General features: G+C 40.3%; 13 protein-coding genes. 6 read left to right on the top strand and 7 right to left on the bottom strand.

The window, feature by feature from the left end; genetic code table 11:
- Positions 1-3: 3 nt before the first annotated feature.
- The 4 genes from gldL to G7B20_RS10820 all read right to left on the bottom strand — a co-directional run bounded on the left by gldL (position 4) and on the right by G7B20_RS10820 (position 4,048).
- Positions 4-645, bottom strand: coding sequence for a gliding motility protein GldL (gene gldL, locus G7B20_RS10835; RefSeq protein WP_164111126.1), 642 nt, complete (start codon positions 643-645; stop codon positions 4-6).
- A gap of 49 nt (positions 646-694) precedes the next feature.
- Positions 695-1,993 (bottom strand): SUMF1/EgtB/PvdO family nonheme iron enzyme, encoded by a 1,299-nt coding sequence (locus tag G7B20_RS10830; protein WP_164111123.1) that lies wholly within the window; start codon positions 1,991-1,993, stop codon positions 695-697.
- A 289-nt stretch (positions 1,994-2,282) separates the two neighbouring features.
- Positions 2,283-3,050, bottom strand: coding sequence for a uroporphyrinogen-III synthase (locus tag G7B20_RS10825; protein ID WP_164111121.1), 768 nt, complete (start codon positions 3,048-3,050; stop codon positions 2,283-2,285).
- An 11-nt stretch (positions 3,051-3,061) separates the two neighbouring features.
- The gene (locus G7B20_RS10820) at positions 3,062-4,048 is read right to left on the bottom strand and encodes a DUF4271 domain-containing protein (RefSeq protein ID WP_164111119.1); all 987 of its coding nucleotides are present in this window, start codon (positions 4,046-4,048) and stop codon (positions 3,062-3,064) included.
- Positions 4,049-4,094: 46 nt separating this feature from the next.
- Between G7B20_RS10820 and G7B20_RS10815 the strand changes: the two genes are divergently transcribed.
- Entirely contained in the window at positions 4,095-4,661 is a 567-nt protein-coding gene (locus tag G7B20_RS10815) for a DNA-3-methyladenine glycosylase I (RefSeq protein WP_164111117.1), read from the top strand.
- Here G7B20_RS10815 and hpt read toward each other — a convergent pair.
- Positions 4,658-5,203 (bottom strand): hypoxanthine phosphoribosyltransferase, encoded by a 546-nt coding sequence (hpt, locus tag G7B20_RS10810; protein WP_164111116.1) that lies wholly within the window; start codon positions 5,201-5,203, stop codon positions 4,658-4,660. The genes G7B20_RS10815 and hpt overlap by 4 nt on opposite strands.
- Positions 5,204-5,209: 6 nt before the next feature.
- Positions 5,210-7,255 carry a transglycosylase domain-containing protein gene (locus G7B20_RS10805; protein WP_164111114.1) on the bottom strand — a complete coding sequence of 682 codons (2,046 nt, stop codon included), beginning with the start codon at positions 7,253-7,255 and terminating at the stop codon, positions 5,210-5,212.
- Between the two features lie 504 nt (positions 7,256-7,759).
- Here G7B20_RS10805 and G7B20_RS10800 point away from each other — a divergent pair.
- The 4 genes from G7B20_RS10800 to G7B20_RS10785 are packed head-to-tail and all read left to right on the top strand — an operon-like array spanning position 7,760 to position 14,080.
- A complete protein-coding gene (locus G7B20_RS10800; protein ID WP_164111112.1) occupies positions 7,760-10,912 on the top strand; it encodes a SusC/RagA family TonB-linked outer membrane protein in 3,153 nt (1,050 codons plus the stop codon).
- 12 nt (positions 10,913-10,924) lie between these two features.
- Positions 10,925-12,391: a RagB/SusD family nutrient uptake outer membrane protein gene (locus G7B20_RS10795; RefSeq protein WP_164111109.1), complete on the top strand. Its 1,467-nt coding sequence runs from the start codon at positions 10,925-10,927 to the stop codon at positions 12,389-12,391.
- Positions 12,392-12,395: 4 nt separating this feature from the next.
- Positions 12,396-13,085, top strand: coding sequence for a fasciclin domain-containing protein (locus G7B20_RS10790; protein ID WP_164111107.1), 690 nt, complete (start codon positions 12,396-12,398; stop codon positions 13,083-13,085).
- Positions 13,086-13,087: 2 nt separating this feature from the next.
- Positions 13,088-14,080, top strand: coding sequence for a DUF5007 domain-containing protein (locus G7B20_RS10785; RefSeq protein ID WP_164111105.1), 993 nt, complete (start codon positions 13,088-13,090; stop codon positions 14,078-14,080).
- Positions 14,081-14,168: 88 nt separating this feature from the next.
- Here the strand turns inward: G7B20_RS10785 and G7B20_RS10780 are convergent, their stop codons facing one another.
- The gene (locus tag G7B20_RS10780) at positions 14,169-14,855 is read right to left on the bottom strand and encodes a hypothetical protein (RefSeq protein ID WP_164111103.1); all 687 of its coding nucleotides are present in this window, start codon (positions 14,853-14,855) and stop codon (positions 14,169-14,171) included.
- 739 nt (positions 14,856-15,594) lie between these two features.
- Between G7B20_RS10780 and G7B20_RS10775 the strand changes: the two genes are divergently transcribed.
- A complete protein-coding gene (locus G7B20_RS10775) occupies positions 15,595-17,016 on the top strand; it encodes a Gfo/Idh/MocA family protein (protein WP_164111102.1) in 1,422 nt (473 codons plus the stop codon).
- Positions 17,017-17,516: the final 500 nt, after the last annotated feature.

The raw sequence follows: 17,516 nt of genomic DNA, 5'->3' as shown, positions 1-17,516 counted from the left end.
CACTTAGGAACGATTTGCATTCATTGCCGACAACATATTGCCATAAATAGCATTTAACGATGTCAGATTCTTATTAAATGTACTTACCTGCTCTTTAAATTGTTGCATATCTCCAGACGCTTCGTTAAACGTCTGCAAGTCTGCTGCTGCACGCTCAAAGGCATGGCTAAGCTGAGACGCTCCGGTTGAAGCTGCATTCAATTTGTCTGCAAACTGGTTAGTCGCGACAGCCGTATCGGCGACTTTAGAAATAGCAGACACTTTATCACTAAACGTACGCAGGCCATCCCCCAAATTACCAATTAAGTTTTCATCAATTTTAGCATCCTGCAATAATTTATCCAATGCAGCTGTATTTCCAATTGCTGTAGGCTGGGCAACTGCTACTGTAGCACTTCGCTTCGGAAGTTCGCCATTGAAGTCTTCATCCAGCTCGGGATACACTCTTGTCCAGTCTACTTCTTTCTCTGCTGACATAAACCCCATGATGAAGAATAATAATGCTTCTACCGCAAGACCAATACCTATCATCCATTCACCGCCTTTAAAGTGAAGAATTTTAAACATCAAGCCGATAATTACGACTGTTGCTCCCCAGTTGATAAATGTATTGATTCCGAAACCAAACTTCTTTTTGCGTGCCATTTGACTAATGCTAATAATATAATTCGTTACTAATTTCTTAAAACTCCTTTTAATATGCTACTCCCGCATACTTTGTAACAGATCTAAAGCCGATGTATGATTTCGATGTATCTTGATACTCATACTGTCTTGTTCCGTTCTGCAGGAAAAAACCTACATCTTTCCATGACCCACCACGGATCACTTTACGCTTCATTGTCTCCAGGTCGGAAGCTTTAGCATTATACGTGTACGTTGGGTTCATGTCATGTACGAAAGAATATGCCGATTCATTGTAACTTGACTGTGTCCACTCCGCGACGTTACCTGCCATATTATACAGACCGAAATCATTTGGCCAATACGAATATACAGGCGCCGTATAAGCGACTCCATCGTCAATATAATTACCTCTTCCTGGTTTAAAATTCGCCATTAAACAACCACGAGCGTTACGGGCTGTAGGCCCTCCCCAAGGATATTGCATTCCCACCTTACCTCCTCTTGCAGCATATTCCCACTCTGCCTCAGAAGGGAGTTGGTAATCAAATCGCGGTTGAACTCTATTTTTAGCAGCTTGATTATTGAATAACTGCGTTCTCCAAGAGTTAAACGCCTGTGCTTGACGCCAAGTCACTCCCACTACAGGATAATCATCAAACGAAGGATGTGAAAAATAGCCGTTTACCATTGGCTCGTTAGCCGCGTAACTAAAATCAGCTAACCATACCGTAGTATCCGGATAGATAAGCATCGTATCACGCATAATGAAATCCGAACGTCTTTTTGAAGGATCATTCTTACCGCGAACCGCAGCTTGTAGGTCGTACCATTCAAAGTGATATTTCAATAGACGTACGTCCAGCTCATTGCGTCCAAACACACGATCTTCACCTTGATAAAACATACTGTTCAATCGCTCCCGCTTTTCCTGCTCTTTCGCTCTCCATGGAGATTGCTTATTTACCTTATCCCAATCAATATAGCGTTCGCCACCACCACCTTCACCTTGTACAAAATAAGAATCATCGCCCAAAAAATTATGAATTAAGATAGAATCTCTAACCCAGTTGACAAACTGACGATACTCACTATTTGAAATCTCTGTGTCGTCCATATAAAACGGAGCGATAGTTACCTGACGATTTTGAGCCGTCTGCGAAAAACCGATATCTTCGTCCGATTGTCCCATGATAAAAGTACCGCCGGGAATTAACACCATACCGTGCGGTGTCTTACTCGCCTTCAATTTATCCAATCGTACGCCTACTAGCTCACCTGAATTACTGGGGCCTTTGCAACCAATTGCTGTTATAGCAATCAGCATACATAGCAAACCATAAGACAATCTGTACCGATTAAAATCCATAAACTAAATAATCTAAGCTAAAAAACTCTTAAAGCCTCGATATCAACCTCATCCAATATCCCATGATTCAGTTGAGAAAGATACGCTCCTAAAAAACTGCTTCTAACGCCGGTTTTTGGCAAAAGAAGCATCTAAAAATAGGTGTTAATTATGTTATTCGAACAAGAATTCTCAAAAAAAAGTAAAAAAAAGTTAAAGCGAACCCCTTTTTAACATCTTTTAACACGACTCTTCCCCTGCAACTAACACTCCTATATGAAGTAAAAGTTGCGTGCAAGGCACGCAACTTTTACTTATTGACTTGTTTGATATATTGTTCTACCGCCATCGTCATACTCGGTGCGCTTGGTGTAGGAGCAGGGATATCCAACAACAATCCTTTTTCTAACAAGGCCTGCTGTGTGCTCGCTCCAAAAGCAGCAATACGCGTACTATTCTGCACGAAATCCGGAAAATTCTCATACAATGATTGTACACTTGAAGGGCTAAAAAACACGATGATGTCATAAAATACATCTTTCAAGTCCGTAATATCGCTTATCACTGTCCGGAATAAAACCGCAGGTGTAAAGTCGTAGCCATTGTCTTGCAACCATTTTTGGGTTTCCTCATTTGCTACATCCGAGCAAGGGAACAAGAACTTCTCTTTACTGTGCTTTTTCAACACTTCCTCCAAATCCTTGGCGGTCTGTTTTCCAAAGAAAATCTTGCGTTTTCGGTACTGAATATATTTCTGCAAATACAATGCAATAGCTTCGGAAATACAAAAGTATTTCAACTCGGCCGAAACTTCAAACCGCATCTCTTCACATACGCGAAAGAAATGGTCTACAGCATTCTTACTTGTAAAAATAACAGCTGAAAATTCGGAGAAATTGATACGGTCTTTTCTTATCTCACGAGCGGGAACCCCCTCTACATGGATAAAACCACGAAAATCCAATTTCAAGTTATACTTTTCCGCTAATGTAAAATAAGGTGACTTATCATTCTCAGGTTTTGGTAAGGTAACCAACACACTTTTTACTTTTTTTGCTCTCGCAACATCGATCTGCATAAATTGTTTCTTTAACTGTTTAGTGCTTTCACTAATATTAAAATTGGTGCAATTTCTAAGCTGCAAAGATACAGAATTAAATAAAACATTGAAAACTTTAGATTTCCCACCAAACCAATCGCAGTTCGTAAAAAGCGGTATAAGAACAAGATAGACACAACAATCAGAAAGAAAATTAATATAATCTTAAAGTAGGAAGTTGAAAAAAAGGTAACGAAAAGTAGCAGCGGCATTAAGATTAACATACTATTGAAGTACACCAAATATAAAACAGCTATATACTCCCTGACCAATCGTTCTACCTCAAAAACAACTGCGATAATCCTTATAAATAAGATCTTGGCAACAAACAAAACTCCCACCAAAGCCGATAACTTCAAAAAATTACTAACACTAACATCCCCCATGGGATTATAAGCCACCTGAAAAATAAGGATGAACAGCCCCAATGAAAAGCTAAAGATGATGTATAAGAAAATATACGGCCATGAGGTCATCACATTATCTTCTTTGCTAATCTGCCCCAATATCCTATCGTTGAAGAACCCGTTAATAATATTGTGAAAGGTAGAATAGAAAAAGAGTCGCACCACACCGATACCCGAAAACAAAAGTATTAATACCCCTATAATCCATAATGGTCGGTCGGTCTTTTGCGATGGAGTCATCGTAGCCATATGCTTATCCTTGACCAAACTATTTGTAAACTCCATCCAAGAAACGAAATCATTATCGGTAACCACCAGTTTTTGACGCAGGCTATCAAGCCGTTGATTTGGTCTATTGGGGTCGACAAAAACATATATCCGAGCCAAAGAATCCTTCTTCATACGCGCATGCAATAAAGAATCTTGCTCAGCGCGCGCTGTACTATCCAACACACCAACAGAGGGGACAACTTGAGCATCAACCGACACAAAAGAAAAAACCGCTATAAATAACAAAAGCAGATATTCAACTTTTTTCCTAATTTGCGACAGCCTATTCTTTGTTTTCATGTATGCCCAAAGGTAGGATTTTTGTCTATAAAAACTAAACGAATCTATGAGTAACACAATCATTCGATGCCCATGGTGCGGCGATGACCCACTATATGTAAAATATCACGATGAGGAGTGGGGGAAAACCGTCAAAGACGATCGCACCCTATTCGAATTCCTCGTGTTAGAGTCGGCACAAGCGGGCCTAAGTTGGATTACCGTCCTTCGTAAGCGTGAAGGCTACCGTAGACTGTTAGCAGATTTCGACCCCACAGAAGTAGCTCAATTTACCCCTGAACAAATCGACATAATCGTTCAGGATCCCGCAGTAATCCGTCATCGTGGCAAGATCGCAGCCACAGTAACCAATGCACAGATTTTTCTTACGATACAACAAGAGTACGGTTCTTTCTATAACTATCTGTACTCCTTTATGCCCAACCAGGCACCTATCAAAAATAAACTGATCTCGCTAAAAGATGCTCCTACCAATACCTCTGAGTCCGATGCCATTTCAAAGGACCTTAAGAAAAGAGGGGTTAAATTCTTTGGGAGCACTATTTGCTATGCCTTTATGCAAGCAGTCGGTATGGTGAATGACCATCTAGATAGTTGTCATTTTAAAAATTAATCCGTGCTTGACACCTCCTTGTAGATATCAGGGAGGTTTCGACATTGACCATTGTAGTCTAGGCCGTATCCAACCACAAACTCCTTGTCGATCTCGAATCCTACATACATGATATTATCAAAATCATGTTGTAAACAAGACGGTTTTAACAACAGGGTACAGACCGATATACTCGCTACGTCAAGTCGCTCCAAAGCTTCCATGGTATGTTTTAACGAATTACCCGAATCGACTACATCCTCAACAATGACGATATGACGTCCTGTAAGATCCATCCCTACGCCGATCAATTCATTTATATCTCCGTGCGACGTCCCTGAATAGGAGGCCAACTTCACAAAAGACATCTCACAGGGGATATGCACCTGCTTCATCAAATCAGCCATAAACATAAAACAGCCGTTCAACACACCGATGAATACCGGATGTTTGTCGGCATACTGCACATTGATATCTATTCCGATCAGGCGAATCCGCTTCTTAATCTGCTCATATTCAATAAAAGGTTCAAAACTATAACTATCAATCTCAATCGTACGCATCTCTATTTAATTCTTTTGTTCTTTACCCATTAACTTTTCAAGGATATGTTTTTTTTCAACTTCCTCTCTTTCCATTTCTTCCATAAACAGCTCGTGTTCATCTATAACGTCACGCGATACCGTATCCTGTACCAGTGGAGCTGCTGCCCGCAGCCCCGGTTGTAACAACACTTCATAAAACCCGTAACTGGGTGGTACATCTACACCCTTCAGATCCCCGACCTTAGTCATGATATAGCCATAGGTATTAAAGTGACGTTGCACCCAAGGTCTCAGGTGTCCCGTATAATCAAAAGAAGACAACCCAGTTTTAGGACGAGGAATAATACTAGACAGGAACAAACTTTCTCCTAAATTCAGATCCTGCGGTCTCTTTTTAAAATAATATTGCGAAGCTTCAGCTATACCGTATACATCTTTGCCCCATTCGATCACATTCAGATACACTTCAAAAAGCCGATCCTTGCTTACCTGTCCCGATGCCTCCATCAACCACACCAGCAATATCTCTTCAAACTTGCGTGTCATCGTCTTCTTCCGATTCAAAAATACATTCTTCACCAGCTGCATCGATAACGTACTTGCTCCTCTTTTGAACTTTCGTTCTTTAATATTGGTCCGGATGGACAGCTTAAAAGCTTCCTCTTCAAATCCATTGTGTTTATAGAAGAAAGGGTCTTCCGTATTGCGAACCGTGGTCTTCAACACATAGGGTATCTCCGCCAGAGGCGTAAAATTAGGATTAGCAGGCCCTACCACGATATGCCTTACCAATGTGGTATCATCGTAAGCATCATATTCAAACGGAAAATTAAGCGAATCTATTTTGGCCTTTCCCCATTGTAGGACTTTAAGGTCCGTATCATCGATGGTCGACCTAAACATAATTTTATCCGGATTATCGAGCTCTACCGAAAAATCCAGACTATAGTCTACCTGCCCGGCGACCTCGACCCCTTCTAAGCTCTCAAATAATCCTTGGGGAATAGCGTCAAAAAAATTCTGTGCCGTAAAAGGGCCTGTATGCACGGATAGCTCTATTTTCTTTGTTGGCTTGAGTATCAACTTAGCTTTAGGAGCTACAGAAAATTCTTTTACCGTAACTTTTGATTTATCCGTCAGTGCAATATAATCATTAGCAATAGCTAGGCCACCTTCGGCAATACCATGTGGCAATACAATCGGCTCGTCCGATAGGCGCCTATGCTTCACGACCAAGTTCTCATATTCTACACCACCCGTCACATGTAACAAGTCCTTTTCCACTTTCTTAATTCCGGCCAAGTCAAATACCAACTTATCAAAACTGATGCCCAGACCGTATTTGCCCCTTATGAAAGGTAATTCCGTATTCTTCTCCCTAGAAGACACTTCTACCTTTAATTTCTGGTCATCGCCATTTACATAACCTTTCAGTCGCCACTCTGCATCATGATCATTCAAAAAAAGACTGGTCTCGAAATCGCCATCATCTATAATAGCTTGAGGGACTCGAATACGTTGATGCAGTAAACTATCCCGATAAGAGATTTCAAAATCATTCATCCGCATATTATCAGGGACTTTAGAAAACACCTGTTTGGCCAGACGTTGTGCCCACTCGGCAAAATTACGCTCATTTGGCTCTTCTATAGTCGTAGAGTCCTTTGCTTTTTTTCGGAAGAGAAAATCATAATTACTTACCGTATCACGCTTCACAAAAGAAATCTTTCCTCTATCGAGATCAAACTGACCTATTTTCACTTCTCCAAATAATAAGGGCCATACCCGGATCCGTACACCGAGGTGATCCATCGAGGCTAATGTATCCCGTCCCATCGGTACAATCGTCACGCCGTCAAAGACCACGGTTGTCATCCCGTCAAAACGATATTTGTCCACCGTAAAATCGATCTGTTGGTCGTTCTTCAATTTTGTCTGTACCTTTTCGACCGCAGCTTTAAGATAACCTTCGCGCTTTGACATCGCAAAAGCAAATGCTGCTCCGATCAAAACAACGAACGCGCTTAACACTATTATACCCCACCTTTTCCGTGACGTTGAAACCTTCATATCTGACGTTACCTAATTCGATGATAAACTTAGATAAAATGCTCGGAATTCCCGAAACTTGGCGAGAAAAAGTTTCACAAAATTCACAAAAACAACCTACAGATATCGTTCATGCCTCGAACGTATCTTTACCAACACCGCATTTTCAAAAACCAAATCTACACGAATAAAATTCTTATCATCCTCAGTGATACTAAACCAATAATACAACGGCAAGGATAGCCAAGCGAAAGTCCAATTTAACCCCAACTTCTTGGTTCATTTTTTATACCAACCAACCACACTTTATTAATAATTTTAAGTAAAAATCCAGCCTAAACACAACAACAATGTTACACCAATTAATTTGAACGAAATAACTCAAACGTTTGCATTAAAATCACGCAAACGTTTGAGTATGGTAAAAACAAATAAAATAATTCAAAAAAAGGCTATAACAGCCAATAGACGCCTTGTTATTACCACATATTTGTTACTAAATTGTAAAACTAAAATTACACAATTATGAAAAGAAGTATACTAACCTTAGCAGTACTGCTATTTTGCACTTCCTTTCTTTTCGGTCAGAATATTGTCCTAACGGGGTCTGTCAAAAACAGAGAGGGCACCCCCCTTGTCGGAATAACCGTTAAAGAAAAAGGAAGCACTATCCAAACCTCCACTTCTCCGGATGGGTCTTTTAGCCTGAAAAGTCAAAGAAACTCGGGCACACTAATTTTTTCAGGGATTGGCTTCAAAAAACAAGAAATCTCCTACAAAGGGGAACATCCTGTGTCAGTTGTTTTAGAAACCGATGACTCTTCGTTGGATGAAGTTGTAATTGTAGGTTATCAAAAGCAGTCCGTAAAGAAAACAACCAGTGCCGTACAAGTTATTTCCGGAGAGCAGATAGAAAACCTCGCGGCTCCAAGTTTTGAAAGCTTATTACAAGGACGAGTATCTGGTGTAAACATTCAAAATTTCACCGGTGAACCTGGTGCAAGAAACACATTTACCGTTAGAGGTAACTCCACCATTTCGCCGGACTTAAATGCCGAAGTCGATCTTGCTAATACAATGAGTTCTCCATTATACATTATTGATGGCATGCCTCTTTCTGTTACCGACTTAGCAACATCTACTGCCACTGGAACAAACTACATAGCAGGGATTAATATCAACGATATTGAAAGCATCGTTGTACAAAAGGATGCTGCTGCAACCGCTGTATGGGGCTCTCGAGGGGCCAACGGAGTTATCATAATTAAGACAAAATCTGGGAAAGCAGCAAAACCTCAAGTTCGATTCTCTTACTACAAAGGGGTTACAGAGCGGCCGACACTTCAAAGAACATTGCTCGGTGCTACAGAACGTAGACAGAAGTTAGACATACTCTCTCAATATGCTACCTCTTCCAATATTGGAGCAGGATTTACACAACCTTTAACGGATAGTCTAAACGACAGCTACAATAATGCAACAGATTGGCAGGATCTTTTCTACAAGTCAGGAAACATTGACAACATCGATGGGAGTATATCTGGAGGGTCAGATATTGTTAACTATCGATTATCTCTCGGATATTATAATGAGGACGGAATAGTTCGCAACACAGGTTTCAAGCGGTATTCCTTACGTGGTAACTTCGGATTTAATCTAGCTTCTTTCGTTCATAGCGATCTTATGCTTTCTGTCAGCAGAATGGACAGAAAACGAGGCTTGGGACGCGGTGTTGACGAAGTTGTTCCAGTTAATCAAGCTGGTATGCCTTCTTCTTTTGTTCCTCTTTCCGATGTTGATTACGACTTTTACTATGGTCAATATGACAAACTATTAGATGACAACAAGACAGATGTTCTAAATTTATTCTCAAAAACATACTTTGACATTACCAAAGGATTACAATACTCATTCGAAGGGTCTGTCCAGGCAAATATGGATCGTCGAGATCAATTTCAACCGAGAGTGCTAAATGGAGGAGTTAACTTTGCCTCTTCAAATAAAAATGATGCATTTACGTATAATTTAGCGAATGTATTGAACTACGTAAAGACGTTTAACGAACAGCATACAGTTACTTTAACCGGTATGCAATCTTTTCAATACGATGACTTCAAATCCTTGGAATTAACAGGATACAACCTAGCCACAGACGATATCCATGTCATTCAAGGTGTTGCTCAAAAAGACTTATACAGCTCGAGCAACAGAAGGCATTCGGGATTATTATCTTATATGGGTCAGTTTTCTTATGATTATAAATCCAAATATCTATTTAATGCTTCATGGCGTGCCGATGCTTCCTCTCGATTTGGAAAAAACACAAAATGGGGCTATTTTCCAGCGGTATCTTTGGGTTGGGTAGTTTCTGACGAAGCTTTCTTAAAGAATATGGATTTCATAAACTTTTTCAAGATAAGAGGTAGCTGGGGAAAATCCGGTGTACTGCCTAGTGATTTCTATGCACCTTTCAATGTCTGGGATCTTTCCACGACAACGTACAACGGCGAAAGTATTGCTACTCCTTCTTTTAGCAAACCGTTGACATTGACAAATCTTACCTGGAACAAATCCGCGCAAACGAATATCGGATTCGATTTAAACATGTTTAATAATCGTGTCACTGTAGTTTTCGACACATACAGAAAGATAACACAAGATCCGATAATGGCCTTCCCGTTTCCTTTTTATACAGGATACACCAAACTTTCCTACAATGTACCTATGAGTATCTACAATGAAGGATTTGATTTGACTATTTCCACTAAAAACCTCAGTCCAGGAAAGGCCTTTCAATGGAACACAAACTTTAACCTGACCTATAACAAGAACAGAATAGGATCGCTTCCATACGGAGATAAGAGTTTCTATGCTGACTCTCGTGGTTATAATCAAGCGCTATTATACCGGGTAGGTAGCCCAATCTATCAATGGGCACAGATGTTGTATCAAGGAGTCTACAATCGATTGGAAGATATCCCTGTAAATCCGATAACAGGCAATAAACTGACTTACTTTAAGACATACAATCCAGTTCTCCCTGGTTATCCAAACTGGGCTGATGTAAACGGCGATTGGGACGTATGGAGTGATGAGGATAAAGGAGCAGCCGATGGAGACTTAGTACCTACAGGAAATCCTAATCCCAAATTTACAGGAGGACTCTATAACGAATTCATCTATAAAAACTTTACTTTGGGAATTTTAGGAACTTTCACGTTTGGAAGAGATATCATCAACAACCTAAAAGCCAACCAATTCAACAGCATTGGAGGAAATGTATACAAATTCACAAACAACCGTCTTCCTGATTTAGAAGGAGTGGATTATTGGACTCCCGAAAAGGCTAAAGACCCTAACTATCAAGCAAACTTCCCGTCTATCCAACCAGGAGGATATTTTTATCAATTCTTACCATTTAGCACCATGTGGAATGAAAATGGTGATTATTTCAAGATAAAAACCGTTACGCTTGGCTATTTATTACCGGAAAATATTACACGAAAAATAGGAATAGGCCTTAACAAGGTACGAGTTTATGGTATGCTCGACAATGTTGTTACATTCCAATCGGCAAGCGTACCTGACGCCGAACTTATCTCACCTCAAGGCGAGTATTCAGGCGGAGCCTATCCATTACCACGAAAATATACGATCGGTTTAGAAGTAAACTTTTAAAAGCATATCGCCATGAAATTAAGACATATAAAAACATTTATTTGCTGTGCACTCTTATTATCGAGTTTAGGGTCCTGTAAAAAATACTTAGACCTAACTCCAGAGAACAGCACTTACGACGAAGTGTTCTGGACAGACGCTAGAAATATATCCAAAGCCACCGCTGGTGCTTATTCGATGCTCAGAAATTCATTGAGAGATAGCCGCTCATTCTTCATATTTGGAGATCTCGCAGCCGGCAACTTTGTGACGGGAAATGATTATTGGAACTATAAAGATTTATCAAAATCAGGTAACTTCAAATTTAGCTACGCCCCTTATCTCGAAGGAAGTTTATGGAATTGGACCCGATTTTACGAAGTAGTAAACCAGTGTAATCTAATTATTGAGAAAACCCCCGAAATCCCTACTCAAAACTTTGAAGGCGGAGAGTCTGAAAAGAACTCACTAATAGCTGAAGCCCGATTTGTAAGAGCTTATACTAATTTTTACATGCAGCGAGTATGGGGCGATGTCTTATTAATTAAGGAATCGTACAAAGATCCTCAAAACATTCCTCCTGTGGCCCGGAGCACACAAGATGAAACACTTAAGTTTTGTATAGATGACCTTACTTTTGGTATCGAACATTTAGGGATCGGAGGCAGTAAAGCGAGAGCATCTAAAGGTGCAGCACAAGCGCTCTTGGCACATATATACGCCTGGAAACATGATTACCCTAACGCTGAAAAGCTAGCCACAGACGTCATTAATTCCTCTTTCGCTCTGGAAGAAATGAAGGACTACCGGAAAATCTGGCAAGGCAACTCGAAGGAATCGATTTTTGAGATAAACACCCTGTACAACACTAGTGGAAATGAATACTCACAGGGATTTTATAATGCTTTCCTTGCCGATCCAATCGTAAAAGGTAAATCTCCTAAATCTGCTTGGACGTTTGATGCAGATGTATTAAATGAGCTTTTCACAGATGAAGAAAGAGGGGCTCGGTACGATTCGATTTCTAGAGCAGGAAGTAATAGCCAAACCGTGTATTTAAGAAAATACGACCGTGTGGTAACCTATACACCTAGAAATCCGGGTGATGATTACTATGCTGCGGATAATAATTTGGTATTACTACGCTTAGCAGATATCCATTTACTACGCGCAGAGGCATATTATAAAAACAGTAAGCCGCAACTCGCCCTAGAAGACTTAAACCTTATACGAACAAGAGCTGGTATCAGCAACATCCAAGCCAGTGGAGAAGCATTGCTTATAGAAATTTTTAAGGAAAGAAGAAGGGAACTTATAGGAGAAGGCTCAACACAGTTTGATTTAATTCGCATGCAACTGTTCGACAAAATTGATGAATTCTCTGGCATATACACAACAGATCGCATTGCAAATCAAGGCTATTACTGGCCCCTTAATATGAGAGACCTACTCCCACAAAACGAATTATTAACGCAAAACCCTTGGTGGAAAAATCATTAAGATTATGAAGACATCTAATACTATATATTTCATATTGTTCATCTCTGCAATACTACTTTCGCCGTCTTGCAAAAAAGATGAATACCGTGTAGGGGGAGACTTACATAACCCCAATATCAATATGACTACGTACGATTATCTCAAAAGCAATAAATATGGACTCTTTGATACGTTACTCTTACTTGTGGATAAAGCAGGTATAAAAGATAAAATCAATCAACAAGGTGTGACCTTCTTTGCTCCTACAGATTTTGCTATAAAGAGCTATGTAGAGTTAAGGACTTTAGCCCTACAAAAGATAGATCCATTCAAAAAATGGACGGTAGATTCTATCATAAAATATGAGCTTCCCCGATTTGCAGACTCTTTGGACATCTACTTTGTAAAAGAAAACCTACCAAATCGAGCTTTAACTGCTGAAGGAAAAATTTACAAAAACCTTAAGAACAAAGAGGTGGTAGCGTCGTATGAAGAAACATTTGATGAAAATTTAGGCTATAACAAAAATTCTTCTGTAATACCTAGAGTAGTGTACTACACATACCTTTACCAATCATTAAGTCCAGGATTTGAGGTAGACAATATTTCTTATCCAGTCGGCATACGAACTTTGGTCCAGACTTCAAATGCCCAGACCAATACAGGAACACTACATGTCTTATCTAATTCACACACTTTATTTTATTTCAGATAGTCATGAAAAATAAAAACATAATTACCGGACTAGTACTTACAACATTAGCTTTGACCGGTTGTAAAAAAATAAATGACGGAAACCTAAGTAACATTATCCGTTATGAGGTCCAACCCACTGAAGTACCCCAGGGAAGAGCTTTTGTTTCTTCGGCCATAAATCCAGAAGGGTCCACAAAGCCTTTACAGATTAAATTACTAAATATTTACAACAGGGAGACTGGCGAGAATGTAACTTCACTGTTTCAACAAAAATACCAGCATAAAGTCTGGAAAGCGCTGTACGACTCTAAAAAAGACACGACCTTGGCGCTTATTGATGCGAAGCGCGTAGACTCTATGATCTATCCGCTGGTGATTAATCCTGTCTCCGGACAAATAGAAGCAAACTACACGACCGTAAATCTACCTTTAGGCAAGTATAAATTTGATTTGGAGATTAGCAACCCTGCAAGCAGTAAAGTTTATAAAGACATAGGTGAATTTGATCTGATTTCAGCACCATTTTATGAAATACCGGCAGTCAGATCTACGGTAGCTATGAAAATAGGAGCAGAAACAACGACCAAATTAATTCCAAGTAATGCTAATCACATTAAAGTGAAACGCATTTCAGAAAGTGGCGATAAAGTAATCGTTCGCATTGTAGATAAAAATGGTAACACCTTCAATCCCAACAAAGGAGAAATTGCAAGACGTCCAAACTCAGGAACACAAGGTGGTTTTTTACAAACTATGCAAGACTACTCTTTATCAACAACACTTTTCGATGACAGAATGGAATTTCAATTCGGTGTCGTACCTTTCCCATTGGCTTCCCTTGGAAATGGTTTCAACTATTATTACAGGATTCCGGCGAAGTTCGTGAAGTATGACGATTCTCTAGAGCTGCCATACAACACCTACTCCTGTAATGCGCGATTCTCATTCAGAGCATTTGCACCTGGCACCTATGAGATAGAAGTCATAGTTCCTCAAGTGATCAGAGTACCATAAAAGCTAACTAAAAGGAACTGTCTCTTCTTTGACAGTTCCTTTTTATCATCATGTATAAGTAAGCACTTTATTCTTTAGATCTAAGCACCTACAGATATCGTTCGTGCCTGGAGCGTATCTTTACCAACACCGCATTTTCAAAAACCAAATCTACACGGATAAAATTCTTATCATCTACCGTTATGCTAAATTGCCATAGATTGGATTTGTTTTGGAAGGTATCGAATGGCTTGTCGATATTCTTTTCAAATAGACCTATGTACTCAAAGAAACGGGTGTAGCGATTATCTTTCTCTAAACCGACAAGTTTGCCATAAATACTTTCTAAAGGATCGCCAACTTTTAAAGGCACACGTGCATCAGCAGGCCACCGACTTAACTTATTTGGGCTGTTACGATAATAAATAGATTCTATTTTATCGTCTTTGAAATAGATCTGCGCCGACAAGGGGTTGCTCGGCCTTTGGTCTAGAATAAGTCCATTATAGAGCGGTATCCGGTCTTTCAGATCGCTAAGCTTCGTATTCAACACACCTGTTATTCCCAAATAGTTCATCTTACCCTTGGAATCCGTACCACCCTGTAATCCTTTATATACCTCTTCGGCCGAGGCTCCAACAGTCACGTTATATAATGATCCGGTTTGGATACTATCCAGTATAACTTCAGCCGGGAATGGTGGCTCTACAATAATTTCAGGACCATCCGTATCATTTTTCAAACAGGAAGCGAATAGTAGCCCCACAGAACCTAATAAAAGCAGTGATAAGCGCATAATAGTGTTTTAATTAGTAAGTTTTGATTTAAAACGTACTGACCAAACAAGGCGCTACAAAATGCACCTAAATTCAAGATAAAACCTCTTTTACAGTGTTATTGTTAAGAACAGGTTTACTCCATAGCCTTCGAGAGTTCTTGCGTATACCTTCGAGAGAGCTAGGAAATAGGTTCGAGACTGCATTGGGACATCCTCGCCTATTGTTTGACTTGGAGCGAAAGCATACCCGAAGAATTGTCAAAGAATAGTCGAAGCAGTCCCGAAGGAAACCCGAGGAATATACGAAGGTTAGTCGGATCTACAGCGGAGTTAAGGGAAGCTGAGGGGACTTTAACTATTTTAGCAGTTACTATGTAACATGGATGTAATCTTATGTTTACCACGCGATCTTTCCTTGCCTACCAAGATGGATTTATGGCTGGAAGCTACATTTACTTTCGAGTCAGAGCGCGCAACAAAAATGGGGTGAGCGACTGGTCTACAGCGGGTCGGTTTTTGGTGCGATGAAGTTCTGCCACTGTGAAATACAACAAGTTCCAGAAAGCACAGCATCTATACACTTGGAATAAACGAAGAATAGTATTATTTTAGACCATACTTAAACATAAACGCAACTATATTATGAAATATCCATGCTGCAACTGTTTAACAAACACGAATGGGCATACGTTGGATATTCCATATGGCCTTTAAAAAACAAACCGAGCTTGCGAGCTCATAAAATAATTATAAACATATGAACAAACGGGAATTTTTAAAAAGCAGTGCAATAGGCGCGTTGGGGCTTCTCCTCTCGCCTTCTATTCTGAAAGCTTTCCCAGCAGATCGTCGCTTGCGGACCGCACATATCGGTGTAGGAGGTATGGGTAGAGCCGACCTGGATGCCATCTCATCCCATGCAAATGTGGATGTCTTCGCGCTGTGCGATGTGGACGCTGTAAACCTCGCCGAGGCCCACAAACTACACCCCAAAGCGCGTATATTTTCTGATTATAGAAAGATGATGGACGAACTTGGCGGTCAAATTGATGCTGTCATTGTATCGACACCCGATCATACCCACGCACCGGCTTCCTTATTGGCCATGCAGATGAATAAACCCGTCTATTGCCAGAAGCCATTGACGCACTACGTGTCTGAATCGCGTGAAATGAAAAGAATGGCTGCTGAAAAAAAATTAGTCACGCAGATGGGTATTCAGGTCCACTCTTTTTATGACTACAAGCTAGCTACACATTTGATTCAATCCGGTATTATCGGAAAAGTACATACCGTACACGCTTGGTCACCAAAAAACCATGGTTATGATGGGCCGCCTCCTCAAGGAGAGGATCCAATCCCAGAAACACTAGACTGGAACCTATGGGCTGGCACCTCACCCAAAAGACCTTACAAAAAGGGCGCATACCATCCGGGACGTTGGAGACAAATAATGGACTACGGCTGTGGAACCTTGGGCGATATGGGGGTGCATATTTTTGATACCCCTTATAATGCGCTACAACTCGACGTACCGCGTACGATAATCAACGAGTGTCGACCTACCAATGGGTTTGGATTTCCGGAACACAATAAGGTCACTTATGAATTTCCAGGCACCAAGTATACTGGCAAATCTTTGAAATGGATCTGGTATGATGGCCCGGGTGCACCGGCTGTGCATGAGGATCTTATGCTACCGAACATGAAAGCTGCCAAAACGGAAGAAAAGAAACAGGACGATCCTTCCAAATTATCCTTAGACCCGGGAATAGCGGGCGACGGCCAGCTGCCTGAGCAAGGCGCTATGTTTGTTGGTACCAAAGGACGTTTGTTGTTGCCACACTTCATGCAGCTACCTCGGAAAATAGTCGATGGTCAGTACGTAGATATCTCTACAGAAATAGAAAAGGTGTCGGCTAAGTATAATTTAGGCCAGCCCGTTCGTGACTATGATAAGGAAGGTGCTAAGCACTATCATCAGTTCGTAGATGCTTGTTTGGGCAAAGCGGAATGCTCGGCGCCTTTTGATTACGCTTCCAGACTAACAGAAACCATTCTTTTAGGTACCATTGCAGGGCGGTTCCCTGGTGAGACTTTACATTGGGATGCTAAAAAGGCTAAATTTAAAGAGGAAAAAGCAAACCAATATTTACAGGGCGACTATAGGTCGTTTTAAGCGCAGTTGCTTATTTGTACAGAAAAAGGTTTCGATCATCAGGATGGAAACCTTTTTTATTTGAGCTAAGCTACCAATTACAGATTACGGTGAGCTCGCAAGCTCGGTTTGTAAACTATGCTATATTTTTAAGTCTATTGTGAATTTTAATTCACAATAGACTTAAAACTGTTCGCCACAGAAGATGTACTTATTTATAGCTCAACAATTCTGTTGCATCTTTGCTCTTGTAATTTGGCTTGATCATTCTGTTAAATTTTAAATAAATAATTATTAACAAACACTAGAAAGACGCCTCTGAAAAAAAGCCAAAAAGGTGTAAATTTGTGCCAATATTCGGACTTTGCAAAACTTCTTGTGGCACAAATTTACACCTTTCCCCATTCATTCAGCACCCTTAAGAACGCCTAAAAACCACCTTTAACCCTGATTAAACATCGAAAAACAAGAGCTCCAGCCCTCCAAAAACACAATTTGCGAAAACTACAACTTCGAGTAGA

This window comes from Sphingobacterium sp. xlx-96, from assembly GCF_011007365.1.
In the GTDB taxonomy this organism is placed as follows: domain Bacteria; phylum Bacteroidota; class Bacteroidia; order Sphingobacteriales; family Sphingobacteriaceae; genus Sphingobacterium; species Sphingobacterium luzhongxinii.
The sequence above is the reverse complement of the archived record's forward strand: the minus strand, read 5'-3'. Positions and strand labels throughout refer to the sequence as shown.